The 26,177-nt window shown below is 72.9% G+C and carries 21 protein-coding genes; 11 read left to right on the top strand and 10 right to left on the bottom strand.

All coding sequences use genetic code 11. From position 1 onward, the window contains the following. Positions 1–42: 42 nt before the first annotated feature. From lipA to K7C98_RS42965, 3 genes are all read left to right on the top strand, one after another. On the top strand, positions 43–1,014 hold the full coding sequence (gene lipA / locus K7C98_RS42955; protein ID WP_224197777.1) for a lipoyl synthase: 972 nt from the start codon (positions 43–45) through the stop codon (positions 1,012–1,014). An 82-nt stretch (positions 1,015–1,096) separates the two neighbouring features. Further along, complete coding sequence (locus K7C98_RS42960; protein WP_224197778.1) at positions 1,097–1,756, top strand: glutathione S-transferase family protein; 660 nt, start codon at positions 1,097–1,099, stop codon at positions 1,754–1,756. A gap of 26 nt (positions 1,757–1,782) precedes the next feature. Then, positions 1,783–2,397, top strand: coding sequence for a DsbA family oxidoreductase (locus K7C98_RS42965; protein ID WP_224197779.1), 615 nt, complete (start codon positions 1,783–1,785; stop codon positions 2,395–2,397). 134 nt (positions 2,398–2,531) lie between these two features. On the opposite strand, the gene K7C98_RS42970 is transcribed toward K7C98_RS42965, so the two are convergent. The 5 genes from K7C98_RS42970 to mutL are packed head-to-tail and all read right to left on the bottom strand — an operon-like array spanning position 2,532 to position 10,119. Beyond that, positions 2,532–3,071: a hypothetical protein gene (locus tag K7C98_RS42970; RefSeq protein ID WP_224197780.1), complete on the bottom strand. Its 540-nt coding sequence runs from the start codon at positions 3,069–3,071 to the stop codon at positions 2,532–2,534. A gap of 17 nt (positions 3,072–3,088) precedes the next feature. Beyond that, positions 3,089–5,224, bottom strand: a complete 2,136-nt coding sequence (locus K7C98_RS45400; protein ID WP_224197781.1) for a rhomboid family intramembrane serine protease — start codon at positions 5,222–5,224, stop codon at positions 3,089–3,091. A gap of 7 nt (positions 5,225–5,231) precedes the next feature. Continuing rightward, complete coding sequence (locus K7C98_RS42980) at positions 5,232–6,191, bottom strand: acetyl-CoA carboxylase carboxyltransferase subunit alpha (RefSeq protein WP_224197782.1); 960 nt, start codon at positions 6,189–6,191, stop codon at positions 5,232–5,234. Beyond that, on the bottom strand, positions 6,188–7,192 hold the full coding sequence (gene miaA / locus K7C98_RS42985) for a tRNA (adenosine(37)-N6)-dimethylallyltransferase MiaA (protein ID WP_224197783.1): 1,005 nt from the start codon (positions 7,190–7,192) through the stop codon (positions 6,188–6,190). Before miaA ends, K7C98_RS42980 begins: the two co-directional genes overlap by 4 nt. Continuing rightward, on the bottom strand, positions 7,192–10,119 hold the full coding sequence (mutL, locus tag K7C98_RS45405; RefSeq protein WP_224197784.1) for a DNA mismatch repair endonuclease MutL: 2,928 nt from the start codon (positions 10,117–10,119) through the stop codon (positions 7,192–7,194). The genes miaA and mutL overlap by 1 nt, the downstream gene beginning before the upstream one ends. 107 nt (positions 10,120–10,226) lie before the next feature. On the opposite strand from mutL, the gene K7C98_RS42995 reads away from it, so the two are divergent. Then, positions 10,227–10,511 carry a TMEM165/GDT1 family protein gene (locus K7C98_RS42995; RefSeq protein ID WP_224197785.1) on the top strand — a complete coding sequence of 95 codons (285 nt, stop codon included), beginning with the start codon at positions 10,227–10,229 and terminating at the stop codon, positions 10,509–10,511. A 32-nt stretch (positions 10,512–10,543) separates the two neighbouring features. Here K7C98_RS42995 and K7C98_RS43000 read toward each other — a convergent pair whose 3' ends face one another. After that, positions 10,544–11,428: a GGDEF domain-containing protein gene (locus tag K7C98_RS43000; protein ID WP_224197786.1), complete on the bottom strand. Its 885-nt coding sequence runs from the start codon at positions 11,426–11,428 to the stop codon at positions 10,544–10,546. 284 nt (positions 11,429–11,712) lie between these two features. Here K7C98_RS43000 and K7C98_RS43005 point away from each other — a divergent pair, with 284 nt between their 5' ends. From K7C98_RS43005 to K7C98_RS43015, 3 genes are all read left to right on the top strand, one after another. Beyond that, the gene (locus K7C98_RS43005) at positions 11,713–13,275 is read left to right on the top strand and encodes a penicillin-binding transpeptidase domain-containing protein (RefSeq protein ID WP_224197787.1); all 1,563 of its coding nucleotides are present in this window, start codon (positions 11,713–11,715) and stop codon (positions 13,273–13,275) included. A gap of 142 nt (positions 13,276–13,417) precedes the next feature. Next, positions 13,418–14,539, top strand: a complete 1,122-nt coding sequence (locus tag K7C98_RS43010) for a hypothetical protein (protein ID WP_224197788.1) — start codon at positions 13,418–13,420, stop codon at positions 14,537–14,539. 51 nt (positions 14,540–14,590) lie between these two features. Further along, complete coding sequence (locus tag K7C98_RS43015; protein ID WP_224197789.1) at positions 14,591–16,027, top strand: AMP-binding protein; 1,437 nt, start codon at positions 14,591–14,593, stop codon at positions 16,025–16,027. Positions 16,028–16,108: 81 nt separating this feature from the next. Here K7C98_RS43015 and K7C98_RS43020 read toward each other — a convergent pair whose 3' ends face one another. Further along, the gene (locus K7C98_RS43020; protein WP_224197790.1) at positions 16,109–16,735 is read right to left on the bottom strand and encodes a glutathione peroxidase; all 627 of its coding nucleotides are present in this window, start codon (positions 16,733–16,735) and stop codon (positions 16,109–16,111) included. 40 nt (positions 16,736–16,775) lie between these two features. On the opposite strand from K7C98_RS43020, the gene K7C98_RS43025 reads away from it, so the two are divergent. Further along, positions 16,776–17,378, top strand: a complete 603-nt coding sequence (locus K7C98_RS43025; protein WP_224197791.1) for an HD domain-containing protein — start codon at positions 16,776–16,778, stop codon at positions 17,376–17,378. Positions 17,379–17,412: 34 nt separating this feature from the next. On the opposite strand, the gene K7C98_RS43030 is transcribed toward K7C98_RS43025, so the two are convergent. Continuing rightward, positions 17,413–18,219 (bottom strand): DUF4388 domain-containing protein, encoded by an 807-nt coding sequence (locus K7C98_RS43030; RefSeq protein WP_224197792.1) that lies wholly within the window; start codon positions 18,217–18,219, stop codon positions 17,413–17,415. 332 nt (positions 18,220–18,551) lie between these two features. On the opposite strand from K7C98_RS43030, the gene K7C98_RS43035 reads away from it, so the two are divergent. After that, positions 18,552–20,294, top strand: a complete 1,743-nt coding sequence (locus K7C98_RS43035) for a hypothetical protein (protein ID WP_224197793.1) — start codon at positions 18,552–18,554, stop codon at positions 20,292–20,294. Between the two features lie 106 nt (positions 20,295–20,400). Here the strand turns inward: K7C98_RS43035 and K7C98_RS43040 are convergent, their stop codons facing one another. Together K7C98_RS43040 and K7C98_RS43045 are read right to left on the bottom strand one after the other, a co-directional pair. Then, positions 20,401–20,823 (bottom strand): response regulator transcription factor, encoded by a 423-nt coding sequence (locus K7C98_RS43040; protein ID WP_224197794.1) that lies wholly within the window; start codon positions 20,821–20,823, stop codon positions 20,401–20,403. Between the two features lie 7 nt (positions 20,824–20,830). Next, positions 20,831–22,147, bottom strand: coding sequence for a DUF4388 domain-containing protein (locus tag K7C98_RS43045; protein ID WP_224197795.1), 1,317 nt, complete (start codon positions 22,145–22,147; stop codon positions 20,831–20,833). Positions 22,148–22,254: 107 nt separating this feature from the next. Between K7C98_RS43045 and K7C98_RS43050 the strand changes: the two genes are divergently transcribed. Together K7C98_RS43050 and K7C98_RS43055 are read left to right on the top strand one after the other, a co-directional pair. Beyond that, entirely contained in the window at positions 22,255–25,050 is a 2,796-nt protein-coding gene (locus K7C98_RS43050) for a protein kinase domain-containing protein (protein ID WP_224197796.1), read from the top strand. Between the two features lie 305 nt (positions 25,051–25,355). Further along, on the top strand, positions 25,356–26,150 hold the full coding sequence (locus K7C98_RS43055) for a hypothetical protein (RefSeq protein WP_224197797.1): 795 nt from the start codon (positions 25,356–25,358) through the stop codon (positions 26,148–26,150). Positions 26,151–26,177: the final 27 nt, after the last annotated feature.

A 26,177-nucleotide genomic window follows, 5' to 3' on the forward strand; every position in this document is an offset into this window, starting at 1 on the left:
GACCTCGAGCTGTGAGGCGGTCCCGCGTGCTATGCCTTGCCGGTGACCGTCCGCCTCCCGATCGTCCGCAGTGATGCCGGCCCCGAGGCCGAGCCCGCGCCCGCACCTCGCCGGCGTCACCCGGACTGGTTGCGCGTGCCGATGCCCGGCGGCGACGGCTATCAGGCGCTGCGCCGCATGGTGAAGGAGCTCGGCCTGCACACGGTGTGTCAGAGCGCGAGCTGCCCGAACATCGGCGAGTGCTGGAACCACCGCGCGCTGACGATCATGATCCTCGGCGACATCTGCACCCGCTCGTGCCGCTTCTGCGACGTGGCGACGGGGCGGCCGCTGCCGGTCGATCACGGCGAGCCGGCGCGCGTGGCGACGATGCTGGCGGCGCTCGAGCTCAATCACACGGTGATCACGTCGGTCGACCGCGACGACCTGCCCGACGGCGGGGCCCAGATCTGGGCCGAGACGCTGCACGCGTGCCACGCGGCGGCCCCGGAGATGACGATCGAGGTGCTGGTGCCCGACTTCAAGGGCGCGCTGAACGACGTCGACACGGTGCTCGACGCCGGGCCCGACGTGTTCGCCCACAACCTCGAGACGGTGCCGCGGCTGTCCCGCGAGGTCCGCGTGCAGGCCCGCTACGACCGCTCGTTCGCGGTGCTGCGGCGGGCCCGCGAGCGCGGGGCGCTGGTCAAGACGGGCTTGATGCTCGGCCTCGGCGAGGAGCTGGCGGAGGTGCGCGAGGTCATCGACCAGCTGGCGGCGCTCGGGCTGACGATCCTGACGCTCGGGCAGTACCTGCAGCCGAGCAAGAAGCACCTGCCGGTCCACCGCTACGTCCACCCGGACGAGTTCGCCGAGCTGAAGCGCCACGCGCTGGCCGCGGGCGTGGTCCACGTCGAGAGCGGGCCGCTGGTCCGCAGCAGCTACCACGCCGAGGGCCAGGCCGAGCTGATCCACCGCCTGCAGGCCGGCGCCGGCAAGGTCGGGTTCGCCAGCCTGCGGCCGCGCACGGGCTGAGATGTCCGCACGACAATGTTCGTTCGGACATGTGCCATGAGTCCTGTCTGTCACGACATGTCCTGATCGCCCGGAGGCCCCGATGCAGCTCGAACTGATCAGCCACGCCCTGTGCCCGTTCGTCCACCGCGCCTGCATCATGCTGCGCGAGAAGGGGGTCGAGTACAGCCGCCGCGACGTCGACCTCGAGGCCAAGCCGGAGTGGTTCCTGGCCCTGTCGCCGCGCGGCAAGGTGCCGGTGCTGGTGGCCGACGGGACGCCGCTGTTCGAGTCGGCGGCGATCGTCGAGTTCCTCGACGAGACCCACCCGCCGCGGCTCATCCCCGAGGAGCCGTTCGCGCGGGCGCGCCAGCGGGCGTGGGTCGAGGTGGCCAGCGAGCTGCTGATGACGCAGTACAAGACGATGATGGCGGCGACGCAGGCGGAATTCGAGGCGGCCGCGAAGACGGCGACGGCGGCGCTGGCCCGCTACGACGAGGCGCTGCGCAAGGGCGAGCTGGCGAGCGACGCCTTCGGCCTGGTCGAGGTGGCGACGGCGCCGGCGCTGTTCCGCTTCGCGCTGCTGGAGGAGCGCACCGGCTGGTCGTTCTGGCCCAGGGGCTCGCAGGTCGAGGCGTGGGCGCGGCGGCTGGCGGCGCGGACGTCGGTGACGTCGTCGGTGTCGGAGGACTTCCCGGGGCTGTTCATGAAGCTGCTCGCCGACAAGAACAGCTACATGGCCCGCGTGCGGCCGGCGAGCTGAGACCGCAGCAGGACGAGGAGGCGAGCGTGCGCATCGACATCGTGTCCGACATCGCGTGTCCGTGGTGCTTCATCGGCATCGAGCGCCTCGAGCGGGCGCTGGCCGAGACCGGGGTGGCGGCGTCGGTGACGCTGCACCCGTACCTGCTCGACCCCGACGGGCCCGAGGGCGGGACCGACATCCGCGCGCGCCTGCGCCAGAAGTTCGGCGGCGACCCGTCGCCGGCGTTCGCGGCGGTCGAGCGCGCGGCGCAGGAGACGGGCATCGCGCTCGACTTCGAGAAGGTGCGCATGGGCTACCCGACCGTCCGCGCGCACACGCTGCTGCGCCACGCGGAGGCGAAGGGGACCCAGCGAGCGCTGTCGCGGGCGCTGTTCGCGGCGTATTTTCTGGAAGCGAAGAACATCGCCGATCCGGCGGTGCTGGCCGAGGTGGCCGCGACGCACGGGTTCTCGGCCGACGAGGTGAAGGCGCTGACGAGCGATCCGCGAGAGCTGGCCCAGACCCGGCAAGAAGCCGAGCACGCGACCCGCAGCGGAGTGCGCGGGGTGCCGCTGTTCATCTTCGACGGGCGCACCGCGCTGTCGGGGGCGCAGCCGGAGGCGGTGTTCCGCGACGCGCTGCGCAAGACCGCGGGCTGAATTTTTCCCTGAGGGGACGCGTCACGCGAGGCCGCCGCGCGGCGCCGTCTTCAAGCCTCACGGTGGCTGTCCTTGAAGGCATGTCCCCGGGGGCATGTCTGATAGCGCATGGCCTATGGGGCATGCGCGGTTGTTTATGTTTTGAAGGACAGGTCGCGCAGCAGGGCCGGGTCGAGCGCGGCGGTGACGTCGGGGCGGTGGAAGTCGGGGCGGGCGCCGCCTGCGGGCAGGGCCGAGAGGTGGCGGCGGGCCTCGCCCTGGTCGTGGATCGCGTGGGCGTTCCAGCGGGCGAGGCCGGGCGGGAGCGCCGAGGCGGGGATCGAGGCGCTCCCGCGCCAGCGGTGGGGCTCGGAGCGCGTTGCTGTGAACGCGATCGCCACGGCGGGGTCGATGATGTTGCGGACGCCGTGCAGCTGGAGCGCGAGCCAGTGGCCGTGCGGGCCGAGCTCGATCTCGAGGTAGCGGTCGCCGGGGGCGTGCAGGAACAGCTCGACGACCTCGAAATTCCACAGGCCGGGCGTCGACCCCGGCGGATGGGGCGGGGCAGGGTCGCCGTGGAAGGGGGCGTCGACGTCGAGCTCGAGCGCGCCGGCGCGGACGCGGAGGTCGAGGGTGATCCGCTCGGCCGGCGTCGCGGGCGAGCCGTCCCACAGGTGATCGACGACGATGTGCACGCGGCGAGCGTACCCGGTCAGTCGTCGGCGAGGGCGGCGTCGCCGAGGATCGCGGCGTACAGCTCGGGGGCCGGGTCGAGGGCGGCCTCCGGGGCGGCGAGGAGCAGCAGGGCGCGGGCGCCGAGGCGGCGCTCGACGACGCGGGCGATCGCCTCGCCGTTGCGCTGCAGGGTGTAGTTGGCGAAGCCGGCGAAGGCGGGCGCGGGCGCGGCTTCGGGGCGGACGACGAGCTCGTGCGCGAGGTTGGGGGCGAGCACGAACAGCGCGCTGCCCTCGGCCGGGACGTCCTCGACGACCACGAACTGGACCAGGTGACCGCCCCGCAGCGCCTGGGTGTCGATCCAGCCGGCGAAGACCGGCAGCAGCGGGTGGCGGCGCTCGCCGGCGTCGACGTGCTCGAAGCTGGCGGGCAGCCCGAGGGCGACGCCGTGCTCGACGACCCGGCGCTCGCGGTGGGCGACGGCGAAGGCGATCGGGTCCTCGCGCGCGACCTGGGCGGCGGCGAAGCCGACGACGGCGACGACGGCGAGGCACAGGAGGGCCAGCGGGCGGCGCGTCCACGCCGGCAGGGTCGGCGGCAGGAGCAGCGCGAGGACCGAGGCGACGAACGCGGAGGTCCCGAGAGACAGGGGCGTGGAGCGCAGGCCGTAGGCCCCGGGGATGCAGGCGAACACGTGCGCGCCGAGCAGGAACAGCAGGGTGAGGACGACGCTGCGGCGCACGGTGGACAGGAGGCCGGGGGTGCGCGCCGGCAGCAGGGTCCACAGGGTGGCGACGAGGACGGCGACCGCGAGGGCGTTGCCGCCGCCGATCAGCCGCGCGGGTTCGGGGTCGGCGACGGCGGCGGCCCACATGCCGGCGGCGCCGCCGAGCAGGGCGATCAGGCCGGTGCGGGCCCAGCCGTGGATGCGCTCGAGGACGTGTCCTGCGAGCCAGATCGAGTAGCAGTCGAGCAGCAGGCCGACGAGGTCGGCGTGGACGAACAGGGCGGTGAAGATGCGGCCCCAGCTGCCGGCGCGCCACAGCTCGCCGGTCAGGGCGCCGGCGTGCAGGAGGCCGACGCCGGCCCAGCCGGCCGCCAGGGTGAAGGCGTACCACCCGGCCGAGACGGCGATCAGCGCGGTGGTCATGACGAGCGGCTGCAGGCGGCGGGTGCCGGCTCGCTCGCGGAAGGCGGCGCGGAAGCGTTCGCCGACGGCCTGGACGAAGGCCTGCACGTCGTCGGCGAGGGCCGGCACGGCGTCGTCGACGTGGGCGCGGGCGGTGCGGGCGGCGGCGGCGAGGCGGGTCTCGCTGCGCCGGGCGAGCCCGGGGACCTGCTGCAGCAAGGCGTCGGCGCGCACCGGGTCGCCGGCGCGGGCGGCGGCGATGCCGAGGAACAGGGTGGCTGTCCCCGGGGACAGGCCGAGCCGGCGCCCGCGGTCGCGCGCCAGCGCGTCCTCGACGACCCCGAGCGCGCCGGCGTGGGCGAGGAAGGTGAGGCGCGCCTGGGCCAGCAGCTCGGCGGCGCCGGCCTCGCTACCTAGTGGGCCGTCCTCGATCGCGCGCAGCAGCGCGGCCGCGGCGTCGTGGCGGCCGAGCTCGCCGAAGGCGCGCAGGATCCCGAGCGCGAGCGTGGGCCGAACCGCCGCGTAGCCGGGGTGGAAGTGGCTCTCGTAGTGGGTGACCGCCTCGCTCCAGCGGTGGTCGAAGAGCAGCATGGCGACGATCTGCTCGTGGATCACCGCGAGCTCGGTCGGATCCTCGGCGGCGGCGACGAGGCCGCGGAAGTAGGCGAGGGCGGCGTCGACGCCGTCGCGGTCGAGGAGGGCGAAGCCGCGGAGGATCTGCTGCTGGCGGCCGAGCCCGGCGCCGGGCATCAACATGGCCCGAAGGCCAGACAGACGCACGGCCAGGCGCGGGCGCCCGAGCGCGAACATCTGCCGGGCGCCGCGCTCGAGCAGCGCCGGCGCGACGACGGTCAGGGCGCACAGGGAGATCGCTACTGTCCCGAGGTACCTGTCCTCGTAGACGATCGCGGCGAAGGTCAGCGCGAGCTGCAGCGCCAGCACCGCCGCGTAGCCCCGCGGGCCGCCCGGCCGGCGGATCGTGCGGAGCAGGACCATCGCGAGGACGAGCCCAGCGAGGACCAGGAGGTTCTGATAGAGCGCCACGCCGACCTTAAGTCTGCATCTCCACGTGACCCATGCGCCGGAACTTGGCGTAGCGCCGCTCGAGACGGTCTTCGACCGAGAGCGCGGCGAGTTCGCCATAGTGGCGGCGGAGGGCGTCGTGGAGCGCGGCGGCGGTGGCGGGGAGCCCGCGGTGGGCGCCGCCGAGCGCCTCGGGGACGACCTCGTCGCAGATCCCGAGGCCGACGAGGTCCTGCGCGGTCATCTTGAGCTGCTCGGCGGCGGTGCGCTCGGCCTCGGCGTCCTTCCACAGGATCGAGGCGCAGCCGCGCGGCGAGATGACCGAGTAGACCGCGTGCTCGAGCATGAGGATCCGGTCGGTGACGCCGATGGCCAGCGCGCCGCCCGAGCCGCCCTCGCCGATGACGACCGAGATCGAGGGCACGCGCAGGCCGGCCATCAGCTCGAGGCAGGTGGCGATGGCCTCGGCCTGGCCGCGCTCCTCGGCGCCGATGCCGGGGTAGGCGCCGGCCGTATCGATGAGGCACAAGAGCGGCAGGCCGAACTGGTCGGCCATCTTCATCAGCCGCTGCGCCTTGCGGTAGCCCTCGGGGCGCGCCATCCCGAAGTTGCGGTGCAGGTTCTCCTTGGTGTTGCGGCCCTTCTGCTGGCCGAGCACCACGAGCGAGCGGCCGTCGAGGCGGCCGATGCCGCCGACGATCGCGGGGTCGTCTCCGAAGGCGCGGTCGCCCTTGAGCTCGACGAAGTCGGTGAGGACCTCGCCGATGTAGTCGAGCGTGTACGGGCGATCGGGGTGCTTGGCCAGCTGCAGCTGCTCCCACGGGGTGAGCGCGGCGAACCGCTCGCGCTGCAGCTCGACGGCTCGCTGCTCGAGCCGCGCGATCTCGTCGGCCATCTCGGCGTTGCCGCCCGAGAGATCCTTGAGCTCGCGGATCTTCGTCTCGAGCTCGACGATCGGCCGCTCGAATTCCAGGACCTTGCCGCTCATGGCGAGGCCTCCCCGGCGAGGAACGCGGCGGCAGCAGCGGCGATGCCGTCGGCCTCGCGGTCGAGCTCGGCCTGGCTCAAGAGCCAGATCGGTCGCGGGACCGCGAGCGTGCGCTCGGGGGCCAGCTGGTGGCGGAAGTAGCTGCGCTGGCGTCGGGCGTAGCGCCGCGTCTCCTGCTTGATGGCGGCGACGGCGTCGCCGAGACTCTGGCCGGCGAGGTGATCGAGGATCTGGCGGTAGCCCAGGCTTCGCATGGATCGATGGCGCGAATCATACCCAGCGTGGACAAGGTTGCCCACCTCGGCGACGAAGCCGGCGCGGATCATCGCGTCGCAGCGGTCATCGATCGCGCGGTCCAGAGCGGCGACTTCGGGCTCGAGGACGACGGCGAGCAGGCGAGCCCGCGCACGCTGCGGATCTTCGGCGCGGACGAGGCTCACCGGTCGATCGTGCGCTTCGCACAGCCACAGCGCCCGCAGGGCGCGCACGACGTTGCGCGGGTGAATCGCGGCGGCGGCCTGTGGATCGCGGCGCTCCAACTCCGCGTGTACGGCGCCCGCTCGCTCGCGTTCGCGTGCCTCCCACTGCGCAGAAAAAGCGGCGCGTCGCGGATCGCTGGCGGGGGCGTCGGCGACCGGATCGGCGCCGCTGTGCGTGCGCACGACGGCGCGCAGATAGAAGCCGGTGCCTCCGACGAAGAGGCCCGCGCTGTGCGCGAGCAGCTGCCAGGCGGCCTGTTGGTAGTCGCCGGCGCTGAAGTCTTCGTCGGGATCGACGAGGTCGAGGAGGTGATGCGGCACGCGCTGTCGCGTGGCGAGGTCGACCTTGGCGCTGCCGATGTCGAGGCCGCGATAGATCTGCACCGAGTCGCAGCAGAAGATCGGCAGCTGCAGGCGTTCGGCCAGCGCGACGGCGAGGCGTGATTTTCCAGACGCGGTCGGACCGACGACGGCGAGCAGGCGCGGAAGATCGTCCGCGCGATCCGCCGTCGTCGCGCTCATCACTCGCCTCCGAGCAACGCGCTCGCGGTCCAGCGGCGGATCCCCGGCACCGACTCGAGCGAGGCGCCGGCGTCGACCAACTCGGCGAGCCAGCGGCGGGCCAGACGAGGCGCCGGATCGCCGCCGTGGGTGGTCGCGATCGCGTCGAGCAGGCCGCGCTCGCGGGCCGCCCGGTCGCCGTCGCCGGAGCGGATCCGCAGCCACGGCACGATGCGCGCCACCAGATCGGCGGCGTCGGCATCGTCCACGCAGTGGCGCAGGTGCGCCGGCACGCCGCGCACGACCACGGCGTCTTCGCCGAACACGTCGAGGTCGACGCCGAGGCCGAGCAGCTCGGCGCGGGCGGCCTGGATCAGCGCGACGTCGGCGGGCGGGCGCTGGACCACGGCGGGCGACAGCAGGCCCTGGACGGCGACGGCGCGGCGGCCGACGAGGTCGCGCTGCAGGCGGAGGTAGACCAGGTGCGAGCGGACGCGCCGGAGGTCGACGGCGAGCAGGGAGTCGCGGTCGGCGAACACGGCCACGGGGCCCGGCAGGCAGGCGAGCAGCGCCGGGATGTCGGGCCGGGGCGGCGCCGCCGGCTGACTGATGGGACCGGTCTGTTCGCGCATGTCCCGAGGGACAGGCATGTCGCCGGCGTCGACCGGCAGGAGCGCGAGCGCTTCGTCGCGCTCGGGCCCGGCCGCGCGCGGGGCGGCGCCGTCGGAGCGGAGGGCCGCCGCCGCGTCCATGACCGAGCGCTTGTGGCGGTCGTAGCCGTGGTCGAGGGCGCGGGTGCTCAGGCGGTAGGCGCCGGGGCGCCTGTCCTCGGAGGCAGGTTGCTGCGGGCGCGGCTCGGGGTCGGGCTGGCGCTCGGACCAGCGCAGCAGCGGGTCCGCGCCGGCGTGCAGGTCGGGCGGGAGCTCGGCGCCGGCCCGCTCGGCCCACGCGGCGGCGCGCTCGCGGGCCGGGTCGGGGAGGTCGCTCGCGGCGCCGGCGCGGGTCATCCAGGCGGTTGCTCCGCGGTCGTCACCACGGGCGGGTTGGTCGACGTCGCGGAGAGACATGTCCGCAGGGACAGGGTCGACCGGCGAATCGGATGTGCGAACGGACATGTCCGTGGGGACAGGTCCGGACGGGCTCGAGCGCCGAGCGGCTGGGACGGACATGTCCGGAGAGACATGCGATTCCGCGGCCCCGGACGGCGTCCTCGCAGGAGCGGCCGCAGGTGCATGGGCCTCGCGGGCCACAGCTTCACCCGCGGGGCGGCCATCGGCGCGAACGGACATGTCTGGAGAGACATGGGGATCGCGCGCGTCACCCTCTGCTCGATGGGACATGTCTCGATCGCCAGGGGCGTCGGCGAGGTCGAGGTCCCAGCCGGCGTCGGCGCCGGCCGCCGCGGCGACGGGGCCCGACGCCGGACGAGCCGCGCGCGCGGGCGCGGCGGACGGGCGCTCGGCTTCGACGAGCGGTCGCCTCGCGGCGTCGATCGAGGCCTCGGCGCGACTGAGCCACGCCTCGGCCTCGGCCCGGCGCCCGGCGGCGGCGGCAGCGGCGGCCTGCTCGACGCGACGCACGGCCGGGCCGGTCTCGGCGGCCTCGTCCTCGTCCTCGTCGGGCGCGGAGCGAACGCCGACCGCGGCGCGGCGAGGCATGTCCTCGTCCCGCGCAGGTCGGGCGGGGTGACCGCGACGGCCGCCGGGCGCGGAGCCGCCGTCGTCGGGGAGGTCGTCGCCATCATCGTCGACGCGGGCGCGCGCCCTGGCGGCCTCGCCGGCGCCCGGGCTGACGCGCACCGGCGCGAAGCCGATCGGGATCGCCCCGCCGCGGCCCGGCGGCACGGTCGCCCGCTCGCGCGCGGACTCGTCGGCCTCGGGGTTGGCTGGCGTAGAGGACAGGTCTTTCGAGACATGTCCCGAAGCACCGGCGAGCTCGCCGGCCCACGGCGCGGCGGCGACGGCGGCGGCGAGGATCCGGCGCACGGCCGCGTAGACCTGCTGCGGCTCGCTGAAGCGGACCTCGGCCTTCTGCGGGTGGACGTTGACGTCGACGGCGCCGGCGGGCGGCTCGACGAACAGACAGGCGGAGGGGGCCTCGCCGCCGAGGCCGTAGGCCTGGGTGAGGATCTGCGCGAGGCTGCGCTCGCGGACGACGCGCTGGCGGGTGATGAGGTAGGGGCTGCCGCGGCCGCGGGCGGCGGCGGTGGGGTGGGGCAGGAAGGCTTCGACGCGCACGCCGTCGTCCTCGCCGCGGAAGGCGAAGAACGGGCCGGCGACGCGGCGCTCGAGCACCTGGGCGACGCGGCCCTCGGGGGTGGCGCGGGGCAGGTTGAGCAGCTCGCGCTTGCCGTGGCGCAGGGTGAAGTGGACGCCGGGGTGGACGATGGCGAGGCGCAGCAGGGTGTCGCTGCAGTGGCCGACCTCGGTCGCCTCGGCGCGCATGAACTTGCGCCGGGCGGGCACGTTGGCGAAGAGCGCGTGGACGTCGATCTGGGTCCCGACCGGCATGCCGGCGGGGGTGAGGGTGGGGGCCTCGCCCGGGATGCCGTGCAGGTGCACGCCGACAGCGGCGCCGGGCTGGCGGCTGCGCAGGTCGACGCGGGCGACGGCGGCGACGCTGGCGAGCGCCTCGCCGCGGAAGCCGAGAGTGGCGATGTCGGCGATGTCGGCGGCGTACCGCAGCTTGCTGGTGGCGTGGCGCGTGACGGCCAGCAGGAAGTCGTCGGGGTGGATCCCGCGGCCGTTGTCGCGGACCGAGATCCGGGCCAGGCCGCCGTCCTCGAGCTCGACGTCGACGCGCGTGGCGCCGGCGTCGAGGCTGTTGTCGACGAGCTCCTTGACGACCGAGGCGGGGCGCTCGACGACCTCGCCGGCGGCGATCTGGTCGATCACCAGCGCCCCGAGCACGGCGATCCGACCTGAGGCGGCAGGGGCGGGCGAATTCACGCGGGATAGTTAGGCCGACCGGAGGCCCCGGCGCAAGGCCCCGCGCGCCAGCGCGCCCGCCGCGGGGGTGCGGAGGCTATGGTCGCGGCCTCACCCCGGGTGATCCCATGGACCTCCGCGCGTTCTTTACGACCTTCGGCCTCGTGTTCCTCGCCGAGCTCGGCGACAAGACCCAGCTCACCACCATGAGCATGGCGGCGTCGAGCGGCCAGCGCTGGCTGGTGTTCGGCGCCTCGGCGCTGGCGCTGGTGCTGTCGAGCCTGATCGCGGTGCTGGCCGGCGAGTGGCTGCGCGCCCGCGTCGAGCCGGTCATGATCGACCGCGTCGCCGGGGCGCTGTTCGTCGTGATCGGCGGGTGGATGCTGGCGTTGACGTTCACAGCGAAGGCGTGAGCGCGTCGCCGCCGTGAGGAGCTGCGCGCGCGTCAGTCGGCGACGACGCGGTTGCGGCCGCTCTGCTTGGCCTTGTAGAGGCGGGCGTCGGCCCGCTTGATCAGGTCGTCGTAGGTGGCGACGTCCTGCGTCAGCTCGGCGACGCCGATCGAGATGGTGACGGGGATGTGCCGCCCCTCGAACATGAACTTCGACTCCGCGATCATGGTGCGGATCTTCTCGGAGAACTGCGTGGCGCCGCGGATGTCGATCTCGGGGAGGATCATCGCGAACTCCTCGCCGCCGTAGCGCGCCAGCACGTCGACCTTGCGGGCCCGCTCGCGCACGACGTCGGCCACCTCGCGCAGCACGAAGTCGCCGGCGCGGTGGCCGAAGGTGTCGTTGCAGGCCTTGAAGTGATCGATGTCGAACATCACGAGGGCGAGCGGGCGGTCGTAGCGGCGGGCCCGTGACAGCTCGCGCTCGAGGGTCTCGAGGAAGTAGCGCTTGTTGAAGATCTGCGTCAGGCCGTCGACCGTGGAGAGGCGGTAAATCTCCTCGTGGTAGAGGCTCTCGACGTTGTCGCCGCTGAGGAACTTGAAGATGGCGCGCCCGATCTTGATGAGGTCGCCGTCCTTGAGCCACGCCTCGTGGATCTTGTGGTCGTTGACGTAGGTGCCGTTGGTCGACTCGTTGTCGCGGAGCTTGACGCCGTGATCCTCGACCCGCAGGGTCGCGTGGGTGCGCGAGACGCTGTCCTGGCTGACGCAGATGTCGTTGAGGGTGCCGCGACCGATCGTCATCTCGCGCCCGTCGATGTGATACTTGCGCCCGAGCTCGGCGCCGTAGATAACGACGAGACAAGCCTCCTTCTTGGGGCCCTTGCCGCCGCCTTCGTCGCTCTTGTTGATGACTGTAACGATCGTCTCGTCCCGCATAGGCCCGCGGCAGTCCTCGAGGGGCGCCCCCTCTGCGCTGGTCAAATTACCAGAGCCGGAGCACCACGCGGAGCGCGAGGGCGGAATCTGGTGCGTATCGGTCCGGCGATGTAGGCTCAATATGGCGCGTTCGGGGCCGCACCCCCCGTCTCAGGTCACGCTGTGTAAGTTCGCGGGATGTTAGAAAATTTCGGTGTTCGTCGCGGCTCGCGCACGTGTCTTCGCGCCGCAGCGATCTCGGAAATTTTGCCGAGCCCGCAAGGGCGCTGCTATGACCCTCCGACATGTCGGCCCCCAACACCCGACTCAGCGGACTCGGCGCGCTCTTCTTCGTCGGAACTCTCGGCGCCATCGCATTCTACGTGCAGCGCCAGGAGGTCCCGGAGACGCACGACGTGGTGCGCACCGCGGCGACCGGCACGCGAGCCGCGCCGGAGGAGGCGCCGGTGGCCGCGCTGCCGTGGCAGGACCGCCTCGACCTCGCGGCCGCGACGCCCGCTCCGCTGGGGCCCGACGCGCCGGCGCCGACCAAGACGACGAAGTCTGGCGACCCCGATTTCCCGTCGCTGGCGACCGACCTGGCGCGCACGCGCCTGGTCCAGGAGCTGAGCGACGGCCACCGGATCCTCTACACGCTCGACCCGGTGCTGCAGGACGCGGCGCTGCAGATCTTCCGCAACCGCGAGGTGCCGTACGCGGCGGCGGTGGTGCTCGACGTGCGCGACAACGCGGTGCTCGCGCTGGCGGGGCACTCGAGCATGGACCCCGAGGTCGACCCGCTCGAGATCGTGACCACGGCCTGGGCGCCGGCCGCGTCGACGTTCAAGCTGGTGACCGCGGCGTCGCTGCTGGCCAACAAGCACGTCAACAACAAGACGCGGGTGTGCTTCAGCGGCGGCCTCCACGGCATCACGGACGACCTGCTGCTCGACGACCCGCGCCGCGACGAGCGCTGCGACGACCTCGGCGGGGCGGTCGCCCACAGCCACAACGTCGTGATCGCCAAGCTCGCGCTCAAGCACCTCAGCGCCGACGCGCTGCAGGCGACCGTGCGCTCGTTCAAGTTCGACAGCGACATCCCGTTCGAATTCCCGGTCGAGCGCTCGCCGGCGCTGATCCCGGCCGACGCGAAGGAGCGGGCCAAGGTCGCGGCGGGCTTCTGGCACGTCGACATGAGCCCGCTGCACGGGGCGCTGCTCGCCAGCGTGTTCGCCCGCGACGGCGTGTACCAGGCGCCGCACGTAATCTCGCAGGTGCTCGGGCCCGACGGCACCGATCGCACGCCTTCGCTGCCGAAGACCGAGCGCGTGCTGTCGAAGGACGTCGCCGAGGCGGTCGGCGCGATGATGGTGCGCACCACCACCGAGGGCACCGCGCGCGCCAGCTTCGTCGACCGCCAGGGCAACTCGTACATCGGCAACGTGCAGGTCGCCGGCAAGACCGGCAGCCTGACCGGCAAGCGCGCGCCGGGCCTCAACTACAACTGGTTCGTCGGCTACGCCCCGGCGGACCGGCCCGAGATCGCGTTCGCGGTGCTCCTCGCCAACGAGCCGAAGTGGCAGATCAAGGCCCACTACGCGGCCCGCCGGCTGGTCCAGATCTACGTCCAGCGGCGCGACGCGATCGCCGATCACCGCGTCGCCAGGCTGACGAAGAAGGGCGTCGAACTGCCGGTCGAGGGCAAGAAGCCCGCGCCCGCGGCGAGCCCGAGCAAGCCCCCGCCGCCCGACGCGGTGGCCGCCCGCAAGGCCCCGGCCGCCCGCCCCGACCCCGACGCGCTGCCCCCCGTGCCCGGCCCTGTGGCAAGGCCGCAGGCGGCGAGCGGCAAGGCGCCGAGCGGCGTCTGAGCGCGCGCCGGCGTGCACGCTTGCGCCCGGGCCCGCCGCGCCCGAAGATGGCGCGGTGCGAGCCAGCGCCGCAGCCGTCCCCCGCGCGTCTCGTGCGTGTCGTTCGGGCCATGTCCGTTGGGTCCTGTCCCTCGGGCTAGGTTTGTGGATCTGCCTCTCGGGACAGCTCGCTGCCGCGGCCGCGGCCCCGTCCGACGCGCGCGCGGCGTTCGAGGCCGGGGCGAAGGCGTTCGGCGCCGGCGACTACGAGCGGGCGCTGGCGGAGTTCGAGCGGGCGATGTCGCTGCGGCCGTCGCCGAAGATCCACTACAACATCGGCGTGTGCCGCCAGCAGCTGATGCTCGCCGCCCGCGATCGCGGCGACGAGGCGGCCGAGTCGGCGCACGCGGCCGCGGCGGTCGAGGCGTACAAGGCCTACCTCCGCGAGGTGCCGGACGCCGAAGATCGCCTCGAGGTGGAGGCGACGATCCGCGATCTCGGCGGGACGCCGCTCACGCAATTTCAGCTCAAATCGATCCCGTTCCCGCCCGCCGACGCAGCACCTGCCGATCGCGAAGGTGCCGCCACGACGCCCGGGCCCGCACCCACGCCGCCGGTACCTGCGCCCGATCCGGCCCCCGTGGCTCCGCCGCCGGGAGCGGCGGCGCCCGAGTCGACGTCGCCGGTCGAAGGAACGCCGTTGTTCCGCGGCCGCGTGGGTGCCACCTTCGGGCTTAACGGGCAGCCGCAGATCGGGGCGTCGCGCCTCGACGGGGCGGTGCAGGGCTTCGCGATGGCGCGGCTCGGCGTGCTCCTCGGCGCGCGGCGTCGGGTCTATCTCGGCGGCGCCGGCCTCGTCGCCGGGGCTGCCGAGACGGCCAAGGACAAGCTCGCCCTGCAGATGCAAGCGGTGATGCTCGACGTCGAGGTGCTGCATCCGGTCGGTCGCGCGCGGCGACTCGAGATCGTCACGGGCGGCTTCCTCGTCGGCGCACGCGAGACCCTGCGGATCCGCGCCGAGGCACAACGCCCGCAGTGTGCGGCGCATTCCAGCGGATCGCTGGTCAGCCAGCGGGGCGGGGCGGGCGCGGGTGGACGCGTCGGTCTTCACGTGCTACTTGGAGCGCGCAAAAACCACGAGATCGGCGTGCGGCTCTCCTCGGCAATCCTCGGCTTCGGACAGGGCACGGCGGCCGCCGGCTGCGAGCCGCCGTTCTCTCAGCTCGATGTCCCGAGAGCCAGGTGGCTCATCCTCGTCGACTCGGGTTACTCGTTCCGATTCTAGGTCGAACATGGTGTGCACACCGCGACAGCGTGGCGCCGGGAGGCGGCACGCATGACCGTCTCCGACGCCGGACAGTTCTACCGCTGGCTGGAAGAGGCCGTGCCGCGGGCGGGCAGCCAGCGCTCGCTCGACAGCCAGGACACGACGCTCAGCCGCCGCGGGCTCATCATCCGCGCCGACAAGCGGGCGCGCGAGCTCGCCGGCCTCAAGGTCGGGGCGGGCGACGTCGTCGCGCTCAGCATGGGCAACGTGGCCGAGTTCGTGATCCTGCTGCTCGCGGTCAGCAAGCTCGGCGCGATCGCGATGCCGATCGATCCGGCCAACGGCGACCGCAGCCTGCTCGCCGCGGCGCGCCGGCTGCCGATCCGCGCGGTGCTCCGGCGCCCGCGCGGGCTCGAGAACTCGCCGCTCGAGTACCCCGAGGGCTACGCGCTGCACTCGCGACGCAAGCTCAGCGGCTCGCTGCTCGAGGTCGACGTGCTCGAGCCGCCGGGTGCCCTGCGGTCGGCTGTCCCCGGGGACACGGAATTCATCCTGGAGGCGGTCAGCCCCAACGGGGCGGTCCACGACATCTTCCGCAGCGGGGCGCACCTGCGCTGGATCGGCGAGACCGCGGCGGCGCGGCTCGAGCTCGGCGCCGGGACCCACCTGGCCTGCTCGCAGGCGTTCACCAGCCCGCGCTTCTTCGACGCGGTGGTGCTCGGCTGGCTGGCCTCCGAGGCCCGCCTGGCGATGGCCGACAACCCGACGCTCGAGTCGGTGCTGCCGCCGCTCGGCACCTACGATCGCCTGGTCGTGGTCGATCTGCTGTACTCGCTGCAACGCACCGCGCGGGCGCTCAAGGCCGCGGGGGCCGAGCGCGAGCTGCTGGCAGTGATCCCGCAGGCGACGATCGCGACCTCGCACGGCAAGCTGCTCAAGCAGGTGTTCGGCAGGCCGCCGGTGCAGCTGCTGTGCCTCGAGGAGATCGGGATCCTCGGCACGCGCGTGATGGCCCGCGGCGAGCGCTTCGAGGTGTCGCCCGGCGTCGAGCTGCGGCCCGGCAAGTCCAGCGACGGCGGCCACGAGGTGCTGGCGCGCCCGCCCCACCCGGTGCGCACGCGGCCGGCCCTGGCGCCCGGCGAGCCCGGCGGGCCGATGGCCGGCGAGACGGCGTGGATCCACACCGGCTACGCCGGCCACTTCGGCGCCAACGGCTCGCTCGGCGAGGTACCTGGCCGCACGGACAGCCTCGTCAACCTCGAGGGCCGGCGCGCCAGCCTGCGCAGCATCGAGGCGGCGATGCGCAAGCACCGGCGGATCACCGAGGCCGAGGCCGAGGTCGAGTACGACGTCGACGGCAACCCCTTCGTGCACCTGCGCTACAGGGCGACCGGCTCGACCGCCCTCGACGACCTCGAGGAGTTCATGGTCGCCGAGCTGCCGCCGTACCTGGTGCCGCGCCAGCACACGCGCCTCGACCCGCCGCCGCCCGACGCGGACGACTGAGCCGCGCGCGGCGGCCGGACCTGTCCCGGGGGACATGTGTCCAAAAGGACAGATGCGACGCGCCGGTGGGCCTCGCGGCGCTCAGCCGGCGGCCGGCAGGACCTTCTCGATCGCGGCCGTGACCTCCGGCGCGAGCGGGTCGACGGGCGACTCGAAGCGGGCGACCACGTGGCCCGCGGGGTCGATGAGGAACTTGGTGAAGTTCCACTTGACCTCGCCGCGGATCCCCTCGGATGTCTCTTCGGTCAGGGTCTTGTAAATCGGCGCGATGTCGGGGCCCTTGGCGTGGACCTTGTTCATCATCGGGAAGTCGACGGCGAACTTGCTGGCGACGAAGTCCTTGATCTGGGCGGCGTCGCCCGGCTCCTGCTCGCCGAAGTCGTTCGACGGGAAGCCGAGGACGACCAGGCCGCGGTCCTTGTAGCGGCCGTAGAGCTCCTGCAGCTTGGCGTACTGCGGGGTGAAGCCGCACTGCGAGGCGGTGTTGACGACGAGGATCGCCTTGCCGCGGAGGTCGGCGAACTTCTGCTGGCCGCCGTCGAGCGTCTCGACCACGTGGTCGATCGTCGGGCCCTCGGCGGCCGCGCTCGGGGCGGCGGCGGCGACCGGGGCGGCCTTGGCGGGCTCGGCCGGCGCGGGTTTCGACGGGGTGGGGGACGAGTCGCAGGCGACGGCGACCAGGGCGAGGAGCGCGAGCGAGCGGAGCATGAGCGGCAGCATAGCGAAGCCGTGCGCTAAAGTGAGGACCATGGCAGCGGACCGTCTCATGCTCGCGCGGGCCCTCGAGTTCGCGCTCGTCGCCCACGGCGAACAGACCCGTAAGGGCACCACCGTCCCGTATGTCAGCCATCTGCTGCAGGTCAGCGGGCTCGTCCTCGAGTGGGGCGGCGACCTCGAGCAGGCGGCCGCGGCGCTGCTGCACGACGTCGTCGAGGACACCGCCGTGACCATCCAGGAGGTCGTCGACGCGTTCGGGGGCGGGGTGGGCGTGATCGTCGCCGAGTGCACCGACACCGGCGCCGACGAGGCGCCGGGTCGCAAGCGGCCGTGGCTCGAGCGCAAGCGGGCCTACGTCGAGCGGCTGCAGGCGATCGGCCCGCGCAGCGCGCTCGTGATCGCCTGCGACAAGCTGCACAACACGTCGACGCTGCTCGTCGACCTCGAGCTCCACGGGCTGGCGACGCTGGCCCGCTTCAACGCGCCGGCGCCGAAGCAGCTGTGGTACTTCCGCGCGGTCGCGGCGGCCCTGCGCGGGCGCGTGCCCGCCGGCCTGCACCGCGAGCTCGCGGCCCACGCGGAGAAGTTCGCGGCGCTGACCGGCGCCGTCGAGTGGCGCGAAGGCCAGGACTGAAGGGACATGTCCCGGCGGACAGCAGCGCCGGCCGTCAGCGCTGGAACGCCAGGGCCGGCACGCCGCCGAGCTCGAGCTGGAGGTGGCCGAGCAGGCGCAGGGTGTAGAGCAGGGCGAGCAGCTCGTGCTCGTCGACGTCGAAGTCGTCGAGCAGCTCGGCGAGGCTGCGCGAGCCGTCGAGCCGCGCCAGCCAGGCCGACTCGCTCGGCTCGAGCATGAGCGAGGCGGTCAGCTCGGCGCGGCCGTCGTCGCTGCGGTGCTCGTGGTCGAGGCGGGGCAGCTGGTGGTGGTCGCCGATCGCGTCCCACAGGCGGCGCAGCGGGATCCGGTGCCGCGCCGCGCTCATCAGGATGGCGGCCGTCGAGCGGTCGAGGGTGATCCGGTCGGCCGAGGGCCCGGGCTCGAACGACCAGGAGCCCTCGGTCCACGAGAACATCGACTCGATCATGCGCAGGATCTGCTCGCCGAGCGCCTCGTTGAGCTCGCGCTCGCGGATCAGGCCGTTCTCGAGCAGGACCTCGCCGATCCGCTTGCCGGTCGAGCGCGCCAGGAGGTCCTGGGCCTGGTCGTACTGCGCCCGCGTCAACAGGCCGCGCGCCAGGAGCCGGTCGGTGAGGCGGTCGCCGGCCTCGTTGCTGCGGGCGAACACCGGCACGCCGCCGGACAGCCACAGGGTCTTCTCGAGCGCGCCCTTGCGCAGCCGCAGGCACCCGCTGCGGGCGTCGCAGTGGAACTGCCACAGCAGCTCGGCCAGCGGGAAGTCGCGCAGCCGGCCCGATTCGGCGCCGAAGGAGGGGGGAGGTGGTGCAGACTCTGCGCGGCTCGGATCGTGCGTATCCATTCTCGGCTTCGTCCGTCTGCGCCAGAGGCGCGTACTCCCGCAGGATAGACCACAACTCGAGGATGCGTGGCGGCGCGGCCGACGAGCTTCCCCGGGCGGGCCTGTCGGAGGCCGTGTGCGGGCACGCACGTGAGGCAGTGCGGGGTCCGCGAAGCCGGTGTCCGCGAGCGGCGACGGGCGTAGCTGTCTGGCTCGAAGGACAGGTTCCATGCGCTATGTCCCAAGAGACAACCGGGGCGCCGCCGCGCGCCGGCCGTCCGCGACCGCGCCGCGGCCTCGGCGGGCGCAGGCGGCTTGCTGGCCCGCGCGCCGGCGGGTTACAAACCGCGGTCATGAAGCTCCTGAGGCTCGCCGCGCTCGCACTGTCCGTCACCGCTTGCACCAAGCCCGAAGCGGCGACCCCCGGTCAGGACAGCAAGCCGGAGACCGCGCCTGCGGACGGCAGTGGACCGCAGAGCGCGGCCGGCGGTCCGACGGCAGGGGCCCAGCGCGTGACCGAGTGCCCGCGCACCCTCGGCGGGTCCGAGTCGCAGATCGATCGGGTGATCTCGAAGGACTGCGGGCCGGTGACGGTGGTCGAGGACTACCGCGTCGACAACGGCTCGCTGACGCTCGAGGCCGGCGCGACGCTGCAGTTCAAGGACGGCGCGGCGCTGATCGTCGGCGGGTCCGACAGCGCCAAGCTGATCGTCACCGGCACGCCGCAGGAGCCGGTCACGCTGACCTCGGCCAGCGACAAGGCCGCGGGGGCGTGGCGCGGGGTGGAGCTGTGGGACAAGGCGGCGCGCTCGCAGATCATCGGCGCGGTGATCGAGTTCGCCGGCACCGAGGAGCGCGCGCTGCTGGTCGCGGCCGCCGAGGTCGCGCTCGCCGACACGACCATCCGCGAGGCCAAGGGCCCGGCGATCCGGATCGAGGGCGCGGGCAGCCTGGCGTCGTTCGCCGGCAACACGCTGCGCAAGCTCGGCAGCAAGGCCGCGATCGTGGCCCCGGCGACGGCGCTGGTCGGGATCGCCGGCGGCAACCGCTACGACGGCGGGGCGGTGATCCACGTCGAGGGCGGCTACCTGGGCAAGCCGGCGACCTGGCCCAACCCGGGCGTGCCGCTGCGGATCAACGACACGATCCGGATCGACGCCGAGGGCCCCGAGCGGGCCGTGCTGAGCCTGTCCCCGGGGACAGAATTGCAGTTCGGGCCCGAGGGCCGGCTGTCGATCGGCGGCAGCACCGAGGGCGGCCTGCAGGCCCGCGGCACCGGCGAGGCGCCGATCACGTTCACGGCCGGCGACCGCCGCGAGGCCGGGGGCTGGAGCGGGCTGCAGGTGTGGGCTCGCGGCGACGTCACGCTCGAGCACGCGGCCTTCGAGTTCGCCGGCGGCGGCGACGAGAGCAGCGCGGCGCTGGTGGTCGAGGACGGGGCGCTGTCGCTGCGCGAGGTGACGTTCCGCAGCAACCGCGCCGGCGTGGCGGTGCGCGGTCAGGCGACGCTGCGGGCGTTCGCCGACAACCGCTTCGCCGCGACGCCGCGGGCGATCGATTTGCCGGCCAACCTGGTCGGCGCGCTCGGGGAGGGCAACGCGTTCGACAGCGACGCGCGGATCGTCGTCGCCCCCGGAGAGGTGACCGCCAAGACGACGTGGGCGGCCCACGGCGCGCCGCTCGAGCTGGTCGGGGCGGTCCAGGTCGGCGCCGAGCTGACCCTCGAGGCAGGTCTGCGCGTGCTCGCCGGACCGGAGGCGGTGCTCGAGGTCGGCGGCGACACGCCGGCCGCGCTGCTGGCCCGCGGGACCGCCGACGCGCCGATCGAATTGCGGGCGACCGCCGGGGTCTGGCGGGGCATCAAGCTCTACGGCAAGACCACCGCGAGCGCGCTGCAGCACGTGCTGCTGACCCAGACCGGCGCCGAGCCGGCCGTGTGGGTCGACGCGCCGGTCGAGCTCCGCCTCGACAATGTCACCTGCTCGCAGTGCAAGGCCGCCGTGGTCGGCTGGCAGTGCGGCGCCAGCGTGTCGCAGTCGGCGGTGCTGGCGACCGACGGCACGCCGGCGATCGACGCCCCGCCGCAGGGCTGCTAGCAAGCGCCTGAGATGTCCTGCGGGACATGCCCATCAGAACATGCTCTCATGGGCATGTGCTTGCGGACATGTCCCTATGGTCACGGCCTGGCCGCGGACGACGGCATCACAGGATGCCGAGCTTCTCGGGCTGGACCTCGCGCAGGACGTCGCGGATCCGGCTCTGCAGCAGGTCGTCCTCGTACGGCTTCATCACGTAGCCGTGGGCGCCGTTGCGCAGGCCCCAGTAGCGGTCGCTCTCGCGGGCCATGGTGGTGATGAACACGAACGGCGGGACCTTGCCGGGCGGCAGGGTGGCGCGCAGGCGGCGGAGGATCGACAGGCCGGACAGGCCCTCGAGCAGCACCTCGCTCAGCACCAGCGCCGGCTTGCGCTGCTCGATCAGCGCCAGGGCGACCTGGCCGTCGCTGGCGGCGTGGACCTCGAGCGCGAGGCCCAGCTCCTCGGCAGGCACGCGCAGCAGCTCCTGCACGCGGGCCCGCTCGCGCGGGTCGGGGTCGGCGACGACGACGTGGCGCGGCTCGCTCATGCTCGCCTCACACCGTCACCGGCATGACCCGCTTGCGCACCAGGTTGGCCTTGGCGTGGCGGTAGAGCACGCGAGCGACGGCGAAGGTGCCGGTGCGGGTCTTGCGCGCGATCTCTTTGACGCTGTTCCTGCCGTTCACGAGCTCGAGCACGGCCAGCTCGTCGCGCGGCAGCGCCTCGCGGCTCAACTTGGCCACCTGCTCGTCGATGCGGAGGTACACGTCGTCGACGTCGGGGATGTGCGGGCCCATGAGCGCCTGCTCGTCGAGCAGGCGCAGGCCGTCGAGCAGGGCGTCGGCGATCGTCAGCTCGGCGCGGCCCTGGGCGGCCGCGGCGGTGGCCATCGGGTCGAGCTCGACCGTCGGCGTGAACGTGAAGGTGCCCTGCTTCCACGCCAGCAGGTGAGAGATCAGCGCGCGCGCCTGGTCGACCAGGATCTGCGCCAGCTCGGCCGGGCTGAGGAAGCCGCCCTCGACCAGGCGCGAGCCGAGCGGCCGCTGCTCCGGGTCCTTGCCGACGATGAACGCCTCGAGCTGCTCGTCGCGCATGAAACCGCCCTCGACGACGAAGCGACCGAGCTTGAGGTCCTCCTCGGTGCCCTTGACCTCGGCCAGGCGGATCCGGCCGGCGTCGAGGTGCAGCTTGCCCCACGACGAGCCTTGCTCGACCTTCAGCACCCCGCGCACGCCGGAGTTGCCGAGCATCTCGAGCACGGCCTCGAGGCGCACGCCGCCGAGCGAGCCGCGGATCGCCGGTTTGTCGGCCTGGATCGCGAATTCTTCGTCGTGCCGCAGCGCGCGGACGAAGTGATCGACGTCGGCGTCACTGAACTCCTGGCCAGGAAAATGGTCGCCCAGGAGGTGCTTGAGCCGGGTCACGGCCGGATCGAGGGGCGACTGCGCCGGCGCCTTGGACGCCGCCGGCACGTGGCCCTCGAGCGCCTCCTCGACGATCTTGATCAGCGCCGGGGTGCTGAACGGGCGCCGCAGGGCCGGCAGGTCCTCGGCGCCGGGGATCGGGTTGGGGTTCGAGCGGCTGACGAGCAGGATCCCCGGGAGCTGCGCACCGCCCGGGATCTGGACCAGCGCCCGCAACACGCCGGCCGAGGCGGCGGGGTCGGCGGCGGCGTCGAGCAGGAGGGCCATGATCGCCCGATCCCCCGCCGGGCCGTGCCGCTTGCACAGCTCGACCGCGTCCTGCTGCGTGTGCGCGTTGAACACCTGGTAGCCGGCCAGCCGCAGGCCCGCCGTCGCCAGCTTGGCCGTGGTCGTATTCGGGTCGTAGTACAGAATCCCGGGCTGGGACGGGCCGGACGGGGCTGGCATGACTGCGGCAAAGGATACTCGGAAAGTTCCGAGTCGTGGTAGCGTTTGGCACACACATGGTCATGGGCGAGATTGAGCGACTGAACCCCCCCCGCCAGCTGGGCAACGTGACCCTGCTTGCTGCGCTGGGCGAGGGCGGGATGGCGACCGTTTATCTCGCGTCGCTAGGCCTCGGGACGTCCGCCCGGCTCGTCGCCGTCAAGCTCCTGCGGCCCGGGCTCCCAGACCACGACTACCGCACGCGCTTCCTCGACGAGGCCAAGCTGGTGCTGCGGCTGCACCACCCGAACATCGTCGAGGTGCGTGAGGCCGGAGAGTTCGAGCAGCAGCTCTTCATCGTCATGAGCCTGGTCGAAGGGCGCGATCTCGCGGACATCTGGGACCGCTGCGCGGCGGTCGGGAAGGCGTTTCCCGTCCCGATCGCGGTGCACATCATCCGTGACATCCTGCGGGGTTTGCACTACGCACACACGTTCCCGGGACTCGGGCTCGTGCACCGTGACGTGTCCCCCTCGAACATCCTGATCGACTGGACCGGCAGCGTGCTGCTGGCCGACTTCGGCCTGGCGACGTCGACGCTGAAGGGCAGCCTCACGGTGCCCGGCGTGGTGTTCGGCAAGGTCGGGTACATGTCCCCCGAGCAAGCTCGCCACGAGACGCTCGACGGGCGGGCGGACGTCTACGCCTGCGGCGCGGTGTTGTGGGAGCTCCTGACGGGGCGGCCGCTGCGCGGGGGGGACGGCGTCGACACCGAGGACGTGTCGCACTTCACAGCGCCGCCGCCCTCGACGTACTCGAGCCGGGTCGACCCCGAGCTCGACGCCGTCGTCATCAAGGCCCTCGCCCGCGACCGCGAGGACCGCTACCTGTCGGCGCACGAGTTCATGGAGGCGCTCGGCGGCTGGCTGCAGCGCAACTACCCCGGCTTCACCGGCACCGAGGCCGCGGCCGACTTCATGGGCATGCTGTTCGGCGACGCCGCCGCCCGCGAGGCCGAGAACCGCGAGTACCTGCTGATGGAGCTCGCCGGCACGACGCAGGCCGCGGTCAGCCGCGAGGACAACAAGGACACGCTGGTCGACGAGGAGGAGTTCGAGCTGGCGCTCGACAACTTCGACGAGACCGCCGATGTCAGCATGGGCAGCAAGAAGATCATCCCGCTGCCCCCCGATCGCGTCCAGCCGCCCGCGGCGGCGGTCGCCGCGGCGGCGGTCCGTCGCCCGCGCGAGAAGAACAAGGACGACGACCCGGTCAACGACATCGAGTACATCCAGCCGGGCACGATCATCGCCGACCGCTACTGCGTGGTCAGCCGGATCGGCCGCGGCGGCATGGGCACGGTGTACCTCGGCGAGCACACCACCGTCGGCCGCCGCGTCGCCATCAAGGTCCTGACCCACCAGTGGAGCCGCAACGAGCTGGTCGCCAAGCGGTTCCGGGCCGAGGCGCGGGCCGCCAGCGCCGCCGGTCACCACAACATCATCGAGGTGTTCGACGCCGGCCAACTGCCCGACGGTCGCCTCTACCTGGTGATGGAGTACCTCACCGGGCGCAACCTCTACGACGAGATCCAGGAGCTCGGCTCGCTCCCGGTCGGCCGGGCCGTCCGCATCATCCGCGACATCTCTCGCGCGATCCGGGCGGCCCACGACGTCGGCATCATCCACCGCGACCTCAAGCCCGACAACGTGATGTTCGTGCCCATGCCGGAGGGCGAGGGCGAGTACGTCAAGGTCCTCGACTTCGGCATCTCCGCCGGCGCCGAGCGGGTCGAGGGCGAGGCGCGGCTCACCATCCCCGGCCACGCCCTCGGCACGCCCGAGTACATGGCGCCCGAGCAGGCCAAGGGCAAGGACGCGACCGAGTTCTTCGACATCTACGCGCTCGGCGTGATGCTGTTCGAGTGCCTCGTCGGCGAGCCGCCGTTCGTGTCGAACAACATGGTCGAGATCATGGCGCGCAAGGCCACCGAGCGCGCCCCGTCGCTCGGCGACCGGCGGCCCGACCTGCCGTGGCAGCTGATCAAGCTCGTCGACGACTGCCTCGAGATCGACCCGGGCATGCGCCCGCAGTCGGCCCGCGAGTTCTTGACCCGCCTCGAGGAGGTCATCCGCCTGCTGCCGCCGGACGAGCACGACCTCGACACCGACGACCCCGGCGCCTCGCTGGTGGTCGCGCCGGTGCGGCGCGAGAAGCTGCTGTCCGTGCCTGGCCCTTCGGCCATGGCCAAAGAGCCAGACAAGCAGGCCGCCACCGTGCCGATGCCGACGCCGGCCCCGCCGCCCGGCATGAAGTACGAGACGCAGCGGCGGCTCGGCATGGCCGGCATCGTCGTGTTCGCGGCGTCGCTGCTGTGGATCGCGCTGCGCTGGGGTCCGAGCCCCGAGGACGCCGAGGGCGACGAGGGCGGGGCCGTCGCGGTCAAGACCACCGGCGAGCCGACGCCCAAGCAGCCGCAGCCGAACATCGACCCGCCCGCCAAGAAGTCGAACCCGCAGTGGGGCGCGGTGGTCGTCGACCCCAAGCTGCTCAACCCGCCCGAGGCCAAGGTGCCCGAGGTGAAGGCCGGCGACACCGACGGCGAGACCAAGGACGACAAGGTCGAGAAGAGCGAGAAGAAGAACAGCGACCCGCGGCCGGGCCGCGACCCGAACAGCGAGTTCTGCAAGCTGACGCAGGACAAGGTCAAGTCGGCCCGCGCCGGCGGCAAGCCGGCCGAGATGCTGCGCTACCTGAACGCAGAGCCAGGTTGTTGGAAGAGCAAGGCCGAGTCGGCCAAGCTCAAGACCTACGCCTACAAAGAGCTCGAGAAGTGGAAGGACTGCGCTCGCGCGGGCCGCGGACAGACCGACGCCGACGTCGTTAAGTGGGTCAAGTTCTGCGAGCGACGCGAGGCCGGGTGATGCGCAAGTTCGGGCCCGCGTGATCGCGCCGGGATCAAGGCGCGAACGCGCGCCCGCCAAAGCCCCGGAGAAGTGGACGCGCGGGGAGGTGTGGGGCCATAATTGGCGCGTCCCTTGTCAGAATGGGCCAGGTGGTGTCACCTTAGCCCGCCGTCCCCGGCCCTTTGGGTCCCCCCGCGCTCATGTACGCCTCGATCCTGGTCGCCCTCTCGCTCGTCCTCTCGCCTGCGCCTGGGGTCTGCCGTAGCGCGTCGCCGCAGCCGGCGGAGCCCGGACGCGTCCTTTTGCCCCCGAGTCCGCGCGGCGTGCCCAAGCCGCCTCCGACCAAGCGGGAGCGCCTGGCCGCCTCGGCCTCGGTCGCCATCGACACCAGCGCGGCCGGTGAAGAGGGCCAGCTGATGAACCCGCGAATCTCGGCGCGGCTGGTCGACGCGATGAAGGCGTTCAACATCACCGAGGGCAAGGACCCTGGTCTGCCGCAGGTGGCGATCAAGGTCAGCGAGCTGGGCGCCGACGCGATCGGTTGGCACTACACCATCGATGTCCGCCACGGCAGCGACCAGCCCATCTCGGGCGGCAGCCTGCGCGGCGACTGCGTCGACTGCATCGAGAAGGAGCTGGTCGAGAAGGTCGGCACCGACGCTCGCCTCGCGCTGCAGCAGCTGCGCGTCTACATCGACGAGTACAACGCCAAGGTCGACGCCGACAACAAGCAGGCCGAGGCGGCGGCCGAGCCGGCGCCCGCGGCCGGGGGCGCGGCCGAGGCGGCGCCGGTGGGCGCAGCCCCCGGCAGCGAGGCGCCGCCGATGCACCCGCTGTGCAAGGCCGGCATCGGCCTCATGGCTGGTGGCGTCATCGGTTTGGGCGTGGGCATCGGCCTCGCGGTGCTGCCCGATCGACAGATCGATCCGGACATCGGCTACGAGCTTCGCAGCACCAAGCTTCCTGGATACGTGACGCTCGGAATCGGTGGCGCGGCCGCGCTCGCGGGCGTGGCGTTGTTCATCGTCGGCCACCGCAAGTCCCGCGCGCCGCAGACCGCGCTCGTGCCCAGCTTCGGCGCCGGCATGCTCGGGCTGCAGTGGTCCGGCCGCTTCTGATACCCTGACGGGTCGAGGCTCGAGGTT

The organism is Nannocystis pusilla (assembly GCF_020073745.1).
Taxonomy (GTDB): Bacteria; Myxococcota_A; Polyangia; order Nannocystales; family Nannocystaceae; genus Nannocystis; species Nannocystis radixulma.